The organism is Streptomyces sp. NPDC045846 (assembly GCF_056431605.1).
The window spans coordinates 45709-59683 of record NZ_JBWKKJ010000025.1 but is presented as its reverse complement, the minus strand read 5'-3'; the positions used below and the strand labels follow the sequence as shown (position 1 = coordinate 59683).

General features: G+C 68.6%; 13 protein-coding genes. All 13 read left to right on the top strand.

Annotated features, from left to right (window positions below; translation table 11 throughout):
- Positions 1-58: 58 nt before the first annotated feature.
- The 13 genes from rfaE2 (at position 59) to AC07F3_RS39295 (ending at position 13818) form a co-directional block, all read left to right on the top strand.
- The gene (gene rfaE2 / locus AC07F3_RS39355; protein WP_479119724.1) at positions 59-589 is read left to right on the top strand and encodes a D-glycero-beta-D-manno-heptose 1-phosphate adenylyltransferase; all 531 of its coding nucleotides are present in this window, start codon (positions 59-61) and stop codon (positions 587-589) included.
- Positions 590-668: 79 nt separating this feature from the next.
- The gene (locus AC07F3_RS39350) at positions 669-1634 is read left to right on the top strand and encodes an NAD-dependent epimerase/dehydratase family protein (protein ID WP_479119723.1); all 966 of its coding nucleotides are present in this window, start codon (positions 669-671) and stop codon (positions 1632-1634) included.
- Positions 1635-1697: 63 nt separating this feature from the next.
- Positions 1698-2264, top strand: a complete 567-nt coding sequence (locus AC07F3_RS39345; protein WP_479119722.1) for a GNAT family N-acetyltransferase — start codon at positions 1698-1700, stop codon at positions 2262-2264.
- Between the two features lie 143 nt (positions 2265-2407).
- A complete protein-coding gene (locus AC07F3_RS39340) occupies positions 2408-3421 on the top strand; it encodes a glycosyltransferase family 9 protein (RefSeq protein ID WP_479119721.1) in 1014 nt (337 codons plus the stop codon).
- The gene (locus tag AC07F3_RS39335; RefSeq protein ID WP_479119719.1) at positions 3418-4500 is read left to right on the top strand and encodes a GNAT family N-acetyltransferase; all 1083 of its coding nucleotides are present in this window, start codon (positions 3418-3420) and stop codon (positions 4498-4500) included. The genes AC07F3_RS39340 and AC07F3_RS39335 overlap by 4 nt, the downstream gene beginning before the upstream one ends.
- A 33-nt stretch (positions 4501-4533) precedes the next feature.
- Positions 4534-5781: a DegT/DnrJ/EryC1/StrS family aminotransferase gene (locus tag AC07F3_RS39330; RefSeq protein WP_479119718.1), complete on the top strand. Its 1248-nt coding sequence runs from the start codon at positions 4534-4536 to the stop codon at positions 5779-5781.
- Positions 5782-5842: 61 nt separating this feature from the next.
- Positions 5843-6838, top strand: coding sequence for a GNAT family N-acetyltransferase (locus tag AC07F3_RS39325; protein ID WP_479119717.1), 996 nt, complete (start codon positions 5843-5845; stop codon positions 6836-6838).
- 65 nt (positions 6839-6903) lie between these two features.
- Entirely contained in the window at positions 6904-8343 is a 1440-nt protein-coding gene (locus AC07F3_RS39320) for an FAD-binding protein (protein ID WP_479119715.1), read from the top strand.
- A gap of 34 nt (positions 8344-8377) precedes the next feature.
- On the top strand, positions 8378-9253 hold the full coding sequence (locus AC07F3_RS39315; protein ID WP_479119714.1) for a sugar phosphate isomerase/epimerase family protein: 876 nt from the start codon (positions 8378-8380) through the stop codon (positions 9251-9253).
- 372 nt (positions 9254-9625) lie between these two features.
- Entirely contained in the window at positions 9626-10864 is a 1239-nt protein-coding gene (locus tag AC07F3_RS39310) for an MFS transporter (RefSeq protein WP_479119712.1), read from the top strand.
- Positions 10865-11152: 288 nt separating this feature from the next.
- Positions 11153-11740 (top strand): D-glycero-alpha-D-manno-heptose-1,7-bisphosphate 7-phosphatase, encoded by a 588-nt coding sequence (locus AC07F3_RS39305; RefSeq protein WP_479119711.1) that lies wholly within the window; start codon positions 11153-11155, stop codon positions 11738-11740.
- Positions 11741-11809: 69 nt separating this feature from the next.
- On the top strand, positions 11810-12736 hold the full coding sequence (locus AC07F3_RS39300) for a sterol desaturase family protein (protein WP_479119710.1): 927 nt from the start codon (positions 11810-11812) through the stop codon (positions 12734-12736).
- A 779-nt stretch (positions 12737-13515) separates the two neighbouring features.
- Entirely contained in the window at positions 13516-13818 is a 303-nt protein-coding gene (locus AC07F3_RS39295) for a hypothetical protein (RefSeq protein ID WP_479119709.1), read from the top strand.
- Positions 13819-13975: the final 157 nt, after the last annotated feature.

The window sequence follows — 13975 nt, the reverse complement described above, 5'->3', positions numbered from 1 at the left end:
AGACGGCCACCGCCCCCTGGTCCCCGGTTCTCCCGGATCTTGAAGTCCATCGCACCCCTTGAGCTGGGGTGTTGCGACGACCACTAGAACGGAAGCACCGCTGACGGGGCTTTCGGGTGCCCGGCCTGCCGCGACCGCGCAGGGGGCGGTCGAGCTCGCCCGTGCGGTCCGTGCCAGGGGCGGCACCGTGGTCGCCGCCGGCGGCTGCTTCGACCTGCTGCACGCCGGGCACGTCCGGCTCCTCGAACAGGCGCGCCAACTGGGTGACTGCCTAGTGGTCTGTCTGAACAGCGACGACTCGCTGTCCCGGCTGAAGGGCCCCTCGCGCCCGATCGTCCCGGCGGCACAGCGCGCGCTCGTGCTCGAAGCGCTCGCCTCCGTGGACGCCGTTCTCGTATTCGACGAAGACACCCCCGAAGCGGCCATCCGCGCGCTGCGACCCGCGATCTGGGTCAAGGGCGGCGACTACGCGGGAATGGACATTCCCGAGGACAAGCTGGTGAGCTCCCTGGGCGGACGGACCGTGGTCGTCCCCTTCGTCGCCGGCTGGTCGACGTCGTCGCTGATCGAGTCGGCGCGGACACGGTGATGACGACAGGTCATCTTCTTCCCTTCCGCCCGGCTGCTGCGCGACCAGGCGCGCGACCCGGACCACGCGGGCGGCGATCATGAACCACCGACACGTGCTGGTCACCGGAGCGGCCGGCTTCATCGGGCGGCATGTGGCACGGGCCTGTCTGGACGCCGGGTACCGGGTCACCACGGTGGACATCGCCCCACCGCCCCCCGACCTGTACCGCGACACCACCGTCCACACCTGTTCGTTCTCCGACCCGTCGATCCTCAACGCGGTGGACGCCGGCCAGTTCACAGCAGTCCTGCACCTCGGCGCGATCAGCAGCACGGTCGAGGAGGACTGGCAGAAGCTGAAGCAGACGAACGTCACGGGTCCGGCAGCGCTGGCGGAGCGCTGTGGACGCAGCGGCACGCGTTTCCTCTACGCCTCCTCCTCCAGCGTCTACGGGGAGATCACCAACCGGCGCCCGCTGCCTGAATCCGCCCTGGGCTCTTCCGCCTGCACCGGCCCGCTGAACGCCTACGCCCGGTCGAAAGCCTTGTTCGACACGCACATGGCCACGCAGTTCGACGGCGATGGCGGACCCGGATGGGCGGGCCTGCGGTTCACCAACGTCTTCGGCACCGGGGAGCGGCACAAGAAGTCCATGGCCTCCATCATCGGCCAGTTGCTCCTCGCAACCGCGCGGAACGAACCGCTCACGCTGTTCTCCGACACCTTGGAGGCGTGCCGGGACTACATTCCCGTCGCCACGGTCGCGCGGACGTGCGTGCTCATGGCGGATCCCGTCGGGCCCTGCGGCGTCTACAACCTCGGGTCGGGCCACGCGACCAGCTTCGCCGAACTGCTCCGCTGGTGTGCGGAGTTCGCAGAGACACCGCTGAACGTGCGGTTGGTCCCGAACCCCCACATCGGCCGGTATCAGTACTGGACCTGCGCTGACATGTCCGCTCTGGATGCAGCGCTCCCGAACCGGCCCTGTCCGGGCCCGGACGACCTGCGGAGCGCCGCCCACGAGTTGTACCTGCATTTCACAAAGACGAACGAGCGCACTTGAAGACATGGCAGCCGGGGCACGGAACAAGCCGACCGATGGCATCACTGCAGGGATGGAGATCGCGTGAGTATTGAGACGGTCGTCGTGACCAAGGACCAACTGGACATGCTCATGCCTCTGGTGGTCGAGCAGCAGCACGACTGCGGAAAGGAGGTCGACCTGGACAGTACCCGCACCTTCTTCGAGGGCCTCGTCGGCCATGAGGCGACCTTCCAGGTCGTGGCGGTCGAAGAGGGGGTCGCCGTGGGCCTGGTGATGGTCGATCCCATCCCGAACCTCCAGTTCGCCGACAAGGTGGCGTATGTGCACGACGTCTATGTGACGGAGTCCCTGCGCGGCGTCCTGGGCATCGGAGCACTGCTCGTGGCCGCGGCGTTCGTCGAGGCGATGCGGCGGGGCTACGAGTTCGCCGAAGGCGAGACCGAGCCGGACAACCGTGCCGCGCGGGGACTCTACGTCCGTCTGGCGAACAAGTTGGGGGTCGGCTGCAAAGAGGTCGACTCGGTCCGCTACCTCCTGGACCTTCGCCCCGGCATCGAGCGGGCACGGAACGAGCCCGCCTACCTGGACCAGCTCGCCACCCCCCGGCTCCTCAGCCGCCTGAGTGCTCGGCCGGGAGCCGCCGGATAGCGCGCGTCGTCCATGCCGCTGCGGCGGAACCCCACTGATGACGTCCGTGACCACGCCACCGCCATGCGACTCGCACGCGCCAGGTGAGCCGGCCATCGACGGTCCCTGGACGCTGACCTGGAAGGGCAAGTATGCGTACGGCAATGGTCGTCATGAACGAAGGCGTGGGCAACGGCATCATCACGGCGCCGCTCCTGGCGGCGTTCGAGCAATGTCATCCGCAATGGCGCTACTTCATGGCACCGAACCTCGCACTCGACACCGCGTGGGTGCGTTCGGCGGCCGGTATGCGGGGTGCTTCCGGGACGTTCTCTGCACTGTGGCGACGGTTCCTGCCGGCTGATCGGGAGGAGCTGTGGAACTTCATCGACCACCACGCTGTGGAACTGGTCGTCAACCTCAGAATGGAGTTCGCCGAGGAGGACGGAAACTACTTCGCGTTTCGGAAAGAGGCGACGAGAAGGGGAGTCGAGTGCTGGGATCTGCACGAATTGGGCGACCGGCCGCAGCGGCTGCCCTTCGGTGAGCAGGCCGGCGGTCTCCTGCGCGCGCACAACGTCCCGGTCGACCTGAACCGCCCGGCCTGGCTCGCCGACTGGCGACAACCCCGTCCCGGCGTGGTCGGTTGCTACGTCGGCGCCAGCGCCGCGGTCAAACGCTGGCCGGCGGACGACTGGTCGACGCTGATCACGCAGCTGGACGACCGGGGGCTGGACATCGAGGTCGCGGTCGGCCTGGGAGCGGACGAACAGGCACTGGCGCAGCGGCTGTCCTCGGCTCCGGGCGTCACCGACACCGTGTTCCTGAAGTCGCTGGAAGCGCTCCGCGACTGGATCGCCGGACTGGACGTACTCGTCAGCAACGACACACTCGCCGTGCACCTGGCGGCCGCACTGGGCTGCCCGGTGGTCACGCTGTACCTGGCGACCGACGGAGACATCTGGTCACCGGTGGCGCCCCCCACGGTCTCGCGAATCGTGCAGAGCGCCATCGCGCTGTCCTGCTCCTACATGAAGCCCAACGGCACCTGCCGACGCTACTACACCGGCTGTCCCGCTCCGTGCGCAGCCGGTGTGCGCCCGGCCGATGTGCTGATCGAACTCGACCAACTGGAGTGGAGTATGCGGCAGTTCAGCTCCCGGGAGATGGCTCAATGACCCGTCGGCGCGCGATCGCGGTCCTCGGCGGGCGGCCCGGAAACGCCGGGTCCGACGCCCTGCTCCTGGCCGAGATGATCGGCAAGGAGCTCGCCCAGCGTGGCTACGGCTTGGTGAGCGGCGGCGAGGGAGGCGTGGCCGCCGCGGCGAACAGAGGCTGTCAGGCGGCCGGAGGCGACACGCTCGCCCTGCTGAAGTGGAACCGCCTGTCGGACGCCGAGGACGGGACCACCTGGGCCCTGCCCACCTCCATGGACCTGGCCCGGAGCAACATCCTCAACTGGTGCGGCGACGGCATGATCGCCTTCGAGGGCCGGTACGGGACGCTCACCGAGATCGGTCTCGCCCTGGACACGGGACGCCCGCTGCTGGTCCTGGGCAACCAGCCGTTCCTGACCGCCGAGGCGTTCGCGGCACCCACCTGCCGCGTCGTCGCGGACCCCCGGCCGGAGGACGCCGCCAAGCTGGTCGACCTGCTGGAGACGCTGATCGCGGCCGGAGAGCAGGCATCGGTACGGCCGGGTGCCGCCGTCGTCGAGGACGACCAGGTCGACGAGAGCGGCATCGGCCTGCGACGTGCCATCCCGGAAGACCTCGAACTGTTCCGCCGCACGTTCGCCGACGCCGGCGTGCTGGCGTGGCGAGCGCTGGAACCGACCGACGGAGCGCTCAGCCGATTCCAGCACGAACGCTGCCTGGTGATACTCGACCACCATCGTCCGGTCGGCTTCCTGGAGTACGGCACGGAGGCAGATCCGGAATTCGATCACGTCCGGGTCCAAGCCCTGGCGGTGTCCGACCCGGCCGACCGGGGTCGGGAGATCGGGACACGGGCGCTGCGCTTGTTCGCCGAGTCGGTCTTCGCCTCCGGCCGCCACCGCATCACCGCGGCGCCCAACGCCGATAACGCGGCTGCCCTGCGGTGCCTGGCGAAGGTGGGTTTCCACCAGGTCGGCCGGATGAGGGCGTACGAACAGCACCGCGGCGCATGGCGGGACGCGCTGCTGATGGACCTGGTCGCGGACGACTTGGCCGACAGGTCGTCCCGCCCACCACGCACCGCGGTCGGGCACGGCTAAGAGGACAGAGCCAGACGATAAGGATGGACCGCCATGGCAGGACCAGGAATATCCCGCATCGGCCCGGAAGAGGAAGCCGAAGTACTGAGCGTCATACGAGAGCGCGAGCTGAGCCGGTACCGCTTCGACGACCACGACGGCTCCGCACTGCCGTCGAAGGTTTCGCGGTTCGAGCAGGAGCTGCGCACCCTGACCGGTGCGCGCCACTGCCTGGGCATGAACAGCTGCACCAGTGCGTTGTACGCCGGGCTGCTCGCCGCGGGTATCGGTCCGGGCGACGAGGTGATCGTGCCGGGTTACACCTTCATCGCCTCGATCGCTGCGGTGGCGCATACGGGGGCAGAGCCCGTACTCGCCGAGATCGACGAGAGCCTGCTCCTCGATCCGGCGGACGTGGCCGCGAAGATCACCTCCCGCACGAAGGCGGTGATCGCCGTGCACATGCTCGGAGCGCCCTGCGACCTCGATGCCCTGGACGCCGTCACACGCGAGCACGGGCTGCTGCTCGTGGAGGACTGCGCGCAGGCCGGTGGCGGCACGTACCGCGGCCGGCATCTGGGGACGGTCGGTGGATTCGGGGCCTTCAGTCTCAACGTCTTCAAAACGTTCACGGCCGGCGACGGCGGCGTGCTGCTCACCGATGACGACGAGCTGTACGAGACGGCGTTCGCCCTGCACGATCACGGCGCCGCCCCGTTGCGGCTGGGCGTCACCGACGGGCCGCCGCTGTTCGGCCTGAACCTCAGGATGCACGAGCTGACCGGCGCGTTCGCACTCGCCCAAGTGCGCAAACTCCCGGACATCCTGCGGACGTTGCGAGCCAACCGGGACAAGTTCGCCGACTCGATCGGCGCCTTGCCCGGGGTGACGCGTCGCCCACTGCACGACCCGGACGGCGACTGCGCCACGGTCCTCGCGTACACGTTCACGTCCGCGGCCATGGCTGACGAGGTGGCGGCCCGGCTGGGCACGATCACCCTGAGCCGGTCGGGCAAGCACAATTATGCCAACATGCCGCAACTGCGCCCGGATCTTCGGGACTCGACGAAGTCGACAGCCCGCGGGCCGGCTCACGCCATCGTGCACCGGTCCTATCCACCGGGCAGCCTGCCGCGCACGGATGACCTGCTCAGCCGCAGCATCGCGTTGAGCGTCGGGGTGGTCGACTCCTACCTCGGCAGCGGAGTGGGCATCGACGCGACCGCCGACGACGACACGATCGAGGCAGCGGCGCTGCTGTTCAGGACCACGGTGGAGGACGCGACCAAGGCAGCGTCATGAGGGGTCAGGTGGCCCTGCTGCCTTGCGTCGGGCAGGCGCTGCGGTGGAAGCAGTCCACCCGATGAACGCCGCCGTGATCGAGTACGGTGCGCGGGCGGCGACGGATTTCCTGGATGCGCACCGGCTCTCGGCGCGGACGCCGTTCCAGACGTGCGGTTGGTGGCGGGCATGGATTCGCGAGGCGGCGGACGCCGAGGGCGCCACCCCGGTGCTGGTCCACATCACACGCCCCAACCGGCCGACCGTCGTGGTCGGCCTCCAGTTGCACCAGGACGACGGCACGGCGCTCCTGCGCCCGCTGTCCTGGCCGTGGGCCGACTACAACGAGGTCGCGGAGGTGGGCGGCGCGCCCTCCACCGCACCCGAGCCCGACATCGGGGCGCTGGCCGAGGCGATCGACCAGTGTCAGCGGGAGCTCGGCGCCCGGCTGGACCTGAGCGAGCTGATGGCCGATGGGCCGCTGCTGCGCGCCGTGTCCGCGTTGGGAGCCGTGACCTGGGCCTCCGACATGGTTTTTCGGCTCGACCTCACCGACCCTGACGTCGTCCGACGCGTCAGTGAACGGCGGGACATGCGGCGAAAACGCCGCCGGATCGAGCGACTCGGCAAACTCCGGCTCACCTGCGCCGACACCTCGGCGCAGGTCGCCGCCCGGTTGCCGGCGTTCATCGAGCTGCATACCCGACAGTGGCGTCACCGGCCCGACGCGGTGGCGCCGTTCGACGGCGGCGTGGTCGACCGGACGTACGCGGCCATCGCGGACGAGCCGTCCAGCGTCGCACGATTGCACGAGTTGTGGCTGGACGAAACCCTGGTCGCCGGGTGGTTCGGCTTCTGGCACGAGCGCACCTACTACGCCTACCGTGCGGCCTACGACCTGGACCACGGCCGGGACTCGCCGGGGCATTTACTGACCGCCGCGATGGTCTGTGAACTCGCCGCCCAAGGGACGGACACCTTCGATCTGACGCGTGGTGCCTACGCCTACAAGCTCGAACTGCCCAACAGCTGCGCGCCCTCCATCACGGCGCGTCGGGAACAACCGTGCCGGGTGTGACCCCGTCACTTCCCGCGTCCTCGCCGACGTGCCGGACGCAGACAACAAACACCGTGGGGGTGTCAGTGCAATCGTTGACCGAGGTGGAGACACTGGTGGTCGGCGCAGGGATGGCCGGCCTCGCGGCGGCGGCGGAACTCGGTCGGCGGGGCCGGGATTCCGTGGCCGTACTGGAGGCCGGGCCCGACCGGGGCCACACCCACATCCAGAACGACCATTCCGCCGCCGAGGCGCTGCGGCTCTGGCTGCGCCCGGAGACCGACCCCGACTTCCGCCGTCCATACCAATCGGCCGACGGGGCCTACCGCGACTTGGCCGGCCTGCGTCGCCGGGTCGGCGGCCGCTCGCTCTACTGGGGTGGCGTACTGCTGCCCATCGAGCGCTGGGCTCTTGCCGAGCAGTGGCCGCAAGCGGTCGTCACCGAACTGACCGAGACATGGGACGGGGGGCCCGCGCTGTACCAGCGGGTCGTCGACGACGTCGTCGCCTGGGGCGCCAAGCTGCCCGCAGGGCCCGGCCTGACCGTCGGGGCAACGGAGTGGGACCGCACGCCGCACGCCACCCGCCCGGAACCCGCCGGCAGGTGGAGCGCGTTCAGTCCGTTGGCGTGGTGGGACAATGACGGTGACCCGAGGGTGCGCCGCGTGCCGATCCTCGCCGGCCATGACGTCCTGGGCGTCCATGTCGCACAAGGCAGGGCGACCGGCGTACTGGTACGCACCGAGGGCGGTGAGCTGCGCGACGTGCGTGCGGACCGGGTGGTGCTGGCCGCGGGTACGGTCATGAACAGTCGGCTGGCGATCCAGGCCCTGGCTGCCGCGGGCGCCGCCACACCGCGTGAGCTGCCGGGACTCGTGGACAAGCTCTCACAGGGGTTCACGGTCGCCTTCACCGACACGGACCGGCTCCCCCAGGCCGTCCGGGCGGCTGCGCACGAGGGCCACGTCTACCATCGGGCCGGCACCACCCATACCCGGTCCAATCAGTTCGCGCGCTTCTCCGTAGGGGTGAACGGCACGGTCAACCTGGACAGCTGGACCATGGGCGAGCAGCGCCGCGGCCCGCACAGCCGGGTGCGATGTGACGGCCACCGCGAATGGCCCTGGCCGACGACCATAGACGCCCACATCGAAGCAGCCGATGAGCCAGTGCTCGCCGCCCAGCGACACCTGCTCAACCAACTGTGGGCCGACATGGCAGAACTGGTCGGCGTTCCGGCCGAACCGCTCGAATTCCCATCACAGCACGGCTCGCCCGATCTGGCCGATCGGCTGACAGCGGCCCGCGGACCAAAGCCCCTCACCTACAGCTTCCCGCTCGGTTCTGAGCAGCATGAGGCCGGCACCTTGGCCTTCGGTGAAGTCCTCGACGAAGACCACCAGTTCACTGCCATACCGGGCCTGTACGCGTGCGGACCGTCGGTCATGCCGCGCACTGGAGCGGCGAACCCGTCGATGACCACGCTCGCGCTCAGCAAGCGGCTGGGAGCGATCCTCGCCCGGTGAAGGCACCAGAGGCAGCGAACAGGGAGGAATGCCGATGCAGACAATGTCGATAGCGGTTTCCGGCACCGAGTTCACGGACACCGACGGCGTGGGCGGGCTCATCGACATGGCCAGGTCCGCTCAGTGCGACGCGGTGGAATTCTGGTATCCGAAGAACGCCCTGCGGGACGGCGTCGACGGCGCACTCCGCAAGCTGGACCGGGCCGGGCTGCGGACAGCCTGCGTGTCGACCCCGAGCCAGCTCTACGGTACGGGCGGAGCGAAGGGCATCTCGCTTCTCCATGAGGCGATCACGCTGGCGGCACGGACCGGAAGCGACCGGGTGAACACCTACTTTGGTCACGCGCCCATGGTCGACGACCAGCGTGCGATCGCGGCATACGCCGACGCACTGGCGCCGGTCCTCGACCACGCCGCGGCGGAGAACGTAGTGGTCGTGCTGGAGAACGAGTTCGACGCGTTCGGATGGGACCCGGCCGGGTCGGACATCAGCAGGCGCCCGGCAGCGCTGGCCGCGCTCTTCGCCCGGATCCACTCACCCTGGTTCGGATTGAACTTCGATGCGGCGAACTTCCTGTGCGCCGCGGTCTCCCCGGCCCGCGACGCGTTGCCGCTGCTCCTGCCGTGGGTGCGCTATGTCCATGTGAAGGACGTGCGTCGGGCGTCGGCGGCTACCCCGCCCGACGGCTGGACCCGGTTCACCGACCACGGCAGGGCCTACGACACGGCGCCCCTGGGCACCGGGGAACTGGACTGGCAGGCGTTGATCGCAAGCCTGGCGACAGCGAGCTACAACGGGTACCTCACGCTGGAACCACACTGCGCGCCGTCGATACTCCTCACCGAGACGGCCGCGGCAGCCGACCACCTGAGGGAGGTGATCAACGTCCGTGCGCCGTCCCACCGATGATCCGGAGAGACCCGTTCACTCCGGGGCATCGGCACCGCACATGCTCGTCGAGGCACTCAGGCCCCTGCCCCAACAACCGCTCTTCCGGTGGCAGACACGAGGCACTGCCCCTGCCTCATCATCGTCGGCCCGGCCGCCGGGTTCGACATCAGCGGCAACAGTCGGCCGGGTTCGGATGCATCGAGGAGAACGCCGAGGTCGTGGCGATCGCCGTCGCGACCGGTCGTCAGCGACTCGGAGGGCTCCGAGATCGACCTGCGATGAGGAGTAGGCATTGCTCTCCACACAGCACCCTCAACCCGCCCCCGCCATACGGCACGTCTCCCTGCCGTTACCTGCCACCCGCCCCAACCCCGACACGGCGGAGGCGTCGTGAACTCCACGGCCGCCGAGTCGTCGCTGTGGCGCAACCGCGACTTCGTCACGCTCTGGAGCGGTCAGGTCGTCTCGACCCTCGGCGCCCGGATCAGCTCGACCGCGATGCCGCTGCTCGTGCTGGCCACGACCGGCTCGCCCGCAGACGCCGGCCTGGTCGGAGCCGCCGGCACCCTTCCCTTTCTCGTCGCCTATCTGCCGGCCGGTCCCCTGGTGGACCGGTACGACCGTCACCGGATTCTGCTGATCAGCGAGATCCTGGCCGGTGTCGGTCTGGCCACTGTTCCGATCGCCCTATGGCTGGGATTGCTGACGGTCGTTCAGCTCATCCTCGTCGCGTTCGTCCAGGGGGTGTGCTTCGTGTTCTTCAGCCTGGCGGAGACGGCCGCCCTTCCCAGAATCGTGCCGACCGCCCTGCTGCCCGCGGCCGTGGCCCAGAACGAGGCCCGCAGCCGCGGCGCCGCCCTGGCCGGCGGGCCGCTCGGCGGCCTTCTTTTCGGTATCGACCGCGCCCTGCCCTTCCTGGCCGACGCGATCTCCTATGCCGCCGCCTCCGTCGCCCTGCTCTTCCTCCGCAAGGACCTGCAGAACAAGACGACCCCGCTGGCCGAGCCGCTGGGGCAGGCGACCCTGACAGGACTGCGCTGGATCTGGCACCACCCGCTCATCCGCACCGCGGTTCTACTGATCACCGCAACCAATCTGGTCTTCCAGGCTCTCGTCCTGACCATCGTCGTCCTCGCCCAGCACCACGGCGCCACTCCCGCCGCGATCGGAACGATGCTCGGCATCTACTCCGGCGGCGGACTCATCGGCGCACTGGTCGCCGGCAAGGCCCACCGCTCTTTCACCCCCAAAATGGTCATCATCGGGGTCAACTGGATCTGGGCCGCGCTGCTGCCGCTCTTCCTGCTCACCACCGACCCGCTGCAGATCGGCGCGATCGGCGCCGCCACCTCGTTCATCGGACCCGTATGGAACGTCGTGATCTTCAGCTACACCGCACTCCTGGTCCCCAACGAGATCCTGGGCCGGGTCACCAGCGCGGCGATGACCCTCGCCTGGGGCGTCATGCCCATCGGCTCGCTCGGCGCCGGACTGTTGCTGACCACCACGGGCCCCGCCGGAGCCGTCCTCGCCCTCAGGGCCATCATGCTCGTCACAGCAGTCGGCGCGACCATCAGCCCGGCCGTGCGCCGCGCCCCAACGCTCATCGCATCCGCAGAAACGGTCTGAGAGGGTACTGCCCGCGCGACACGGGCACGGTCACCGGCGTGGGCGTGGGCCTGGGTAAACGGGGGTCACCACCCGGACACTTACTCGCCCCGTACCCACATGCGGCGGCCCCCGCACAGGAGTTGACGATGATGAGGCCCAGGCGCAAGCACGTCTACGCGTCCGCCACAACCCGATTCTCGGCCCCCTTCCACGGACTGCCAAGTCGACCGGTTCGGCAACCCGCACATCTCCTGCATGGAAGAGCCACATCACCCGAAGCCGAGCCGTTCCACGTCTGCAGCACCCGTGCACAGGCATAACGGGCCCGGGCGCACCACCGCCCCTCGGCGACCGGCGATATTCCTCGACCGTGACGGCACCCTCACAGAGCCCCGGCCCTACCCGTCCCACCCCGAGGACCTGGTACTCCAGGCGGGCATCGGGCCACCGCTGCTCACGCTCCAACGCTACGGTTTCGCACTGGTCGTGGTCACCAATCAGAGCGGACTGGCCCGCGGTCTGGTCGACGAAGCCGCCATCGCGCCGATGCACCGGCGGCTGCGGAGACTCCTGGGCCGGCACCAGGTCCAACTGGACGGGATCTACCTGTGCCCGCACCATCCCGGCGGTACCGTGCCGCAGTTCTCCATCTCCTGTTCGTGTCGCAAGCCTGCTCCTGGAATGCTCCGCCGGGCCGCCGACGACCTCGGCTGTGACCTGCCCTCCTCGTGGATGGTCGGCGACTCCGTCTGCGACATCGACGCCGGGCACCGCGCCGGAACCCGCACCGCCTTCGTCGGCCCACAGCCCCTCGACGGTGTCGTACCGACGCTGTACCGGACCACGACTGCCGAGGCACTCACGGCCATCGCGGCCTACGAGATACCTGCGTGAGCAATATCAGGCTTCCACCGGGCAACATGGGTCAACTCCTTGGCCGGAACGCACTCTACGGTTCCTGCCATGCCAAACCTCCCGGATGTCGTGGTCTGGTCCATCCCTGCCTTCGTGCTGCTCACCGTCGTCGAAATCATCAGCGTCCGGCTGCGCCCCGATGGGGAGGACGCCGGATACGACGCGAAGGATGCGGCGGCCAGTGTCAGCATGGGGCTCGGCAGCCTCTTCTTCGGCTTCCTGTGGAAGTTCCAGGATGTGGCGATCTACGGCGTCGTCTACGAGCTGACTCCATTCCGCGTGCCGTTGACGTGGTGGACCTTGCCGCTGATGCTGATCGCGCAGGACTTCTTCTCGTACTGGTCCCATCGAAGCCACCACGTCATCCGGATCCTGTGGGCCTGCCACGTCGTCCACCACTCCAGTCGGAAGTTCAATCTGACCACCGCGCTGCGTCAGCCGTGGATGACGTTCACCGTAGGGTTCTTCTTCCTGCCCATGGTTGCCGCCGGTGTCCACCCGGCAGTGCTGGCGTTCTGTTCCTCCCTCAACCTCGTCTACCAGTTCTGGGTCCACACCGAGCGCATCGACAAGATGCCCCGGTGGTTCGAATTCATCTTCAACACGCCATCGCACCATCGTGTTCACCACGCGTCCCAGGGCAGCTATCTGGACCGGAACTATGGCGGGGTCCTCATTGTCTGGGACCGGCTGTTCGGATCGTTCGTCGCGGAGACCGAGCGGCCCGTTTACGGGCTGACCAAGAACATCCGCACGTACAACCCACTCAGAGTCGCCACGCACGAATACGTGGCCATCGCCAAGGACATCAAGACGGCGGGCAGTTGGAGCGAGCGGGCCGGTCGGCTGTTCCGCGGCCCCGGCTGGTCACCTCAGGATGGGGCACCCGTCTCGGTTGCATCCACGGCCAAGGAACCTCCCACGCGTGAGACCGTCGCAGCTTCGGGTGAGGCGCCGGTGCCCTCAGGCCCCTGAATTCCACGACCCTAATGTCCTACGGGTGCAGGTCCTCTGCAGTGATGGGCCGGTCGTTGCTGGGCGCAGACTCGGTGCCACCATATTGGCGGCCGAGCCCCGCCATGGAGTGAGGGCCGCCGGGGCCGGTTTCCGGCCCCAACGCAAGCCAGCACGGAGCGTCTCATTTCCCCTCTGGGGTCCGCACGAGCCGGGGGCAGCTGAACCGGCGGGTGCCCGCGCCCGGACCGCTCCCTGGCGTCATCACGGACGGGTGAACCCGCTTCCGATGAGTGTGGTGAACGCTCTGGCGGGCAGCCGGAGTGCGGCCCGAAGGGAACGGCGACCCGAACCCATCGCAGTCTCACCCCATGTGGTCGCGAGAACCCTCCGGGCCCCTGCAGGCCCGCTCACGCCGCTGCCGGACTGGAACAGAAGCTCCTTGAGGTCGCGATCGGAGTGCGCGAGACCGATGGGCCGGCCGTGGATGGTGACGTGCTGGCCGCCCCTTTCCCGGGGCCGGTGCACCATCACGAGCCCCCTGCCGCAGACTGGCGCGGTCACACCCCGGTGGGGAAACTGCGTATGGGCATGAAGGAGTCACCGTCATCTCACGAGGAGGGGAATGCGCATGAGCTCCCGGTCTGCGTTAGCCGCTGTCGGCGTTGTGGTGACCTTGGCGGTTCTTCCTGGCTGCGACGACGGCCACTCATCACATCCAGGACACCCGACACAGTCGACCCACAAGCCCGTGACACACTTTTTATGGCTATGGCGCCTATGACCCCAACAACCGGCACATGCGTGAGGTTCTCAGCTGGACTTCCCAGGATGACAACGGACCCATCGACGGGACGTACGTGATCCAGGACCAGGCGAACGACCAGGCTCCTTGGAAAGAAACATCCGACCCGAAGCCATTCCACGGGACCCAGCGCGGAAACACGATCGACGTGCCGGGAGGCCAGCTTGGCAGCGCGGCACCCAAGCACGGCACCCTGCAGCAAGACGGCCACCACCTGCACCTCGATAGCGATTTGGGAATCGAGACGGTCGACCTGTATGACTCCCCATCGGTCGCCGCCACCGCCGGGAGCAAATGACCGGCCGCCGTTTTCAACGGAAACGGCGGCCGCGTCCTTGCTACGTGATTCTCAGGCGAGAGCGCCACCGAGAGGTCGGAGCGGGGCGCTGTCCAGGTGCTGAGGGAGCAGTCGGGCGCGGCGTCGGACAGCGTTGACCCGATGAGACCAGCCCAGC

Bases quoted from the DNA above. Each gene is read 5' to 3' on its own strand.
- AC07F3_RS39325 (WP_479119717.1), top strand. From the start codon at position 5,843: ATGAACGCCGCCGTGATCGAGTACGGTGCGCGGGCGGCGACGGATTTC.
- AC07F3_RS39295 (WP_479119709.1), top strand. From the start codon at position 13,516: ATGCGTGAGGTTCTCAGCTGGACTTCCCAGGATGACAACGGACCCATC.
- AC07F3_RS39315 (WP_479119714.1), top strand. From the start codon at position 8,378: ATGCAGACAATGTCGATAGCGGTTTCCGGCACCGAGTTCACGGACACC.
- AC07F3_RS39330 (WP_479119718.1), top strand. From the start codon at position 4,534: ATGGCAGGACCAGGAATATCCCGCATCGGCCCGGAAGAGGAAGCCGAA.
- AC07F3_RS39300 (WP_479119710.1), top strand. From the start codon at position 11,810: ATGCCAAACCTCCCGGATGTCGTGGTCTGGTCCATCCCTGCCTTCGTG.
- AC07F3_RS39350 (WP_479119723.1), top strand. From the start codon at position 669: ATGAACCACCGACACGTGCTGGTCACCGGAGCGGCCGGCTTCATCGGG.
- AC07F3_RS39335 (WP_479119719.1), top strand. From the start codon at position 3,418: ATGACCCGTCGGCGCGCGATCGCGGTCCTCGGCGGGCGGCCCGGAAAC.
- AC07F3_RS39340 (WP_479119721.1), top strand. From the start codon at position 2,408: ATGGTCGTCATGAACGAAGGCGTGGGCAACGGCATCATCACGGCGCCG.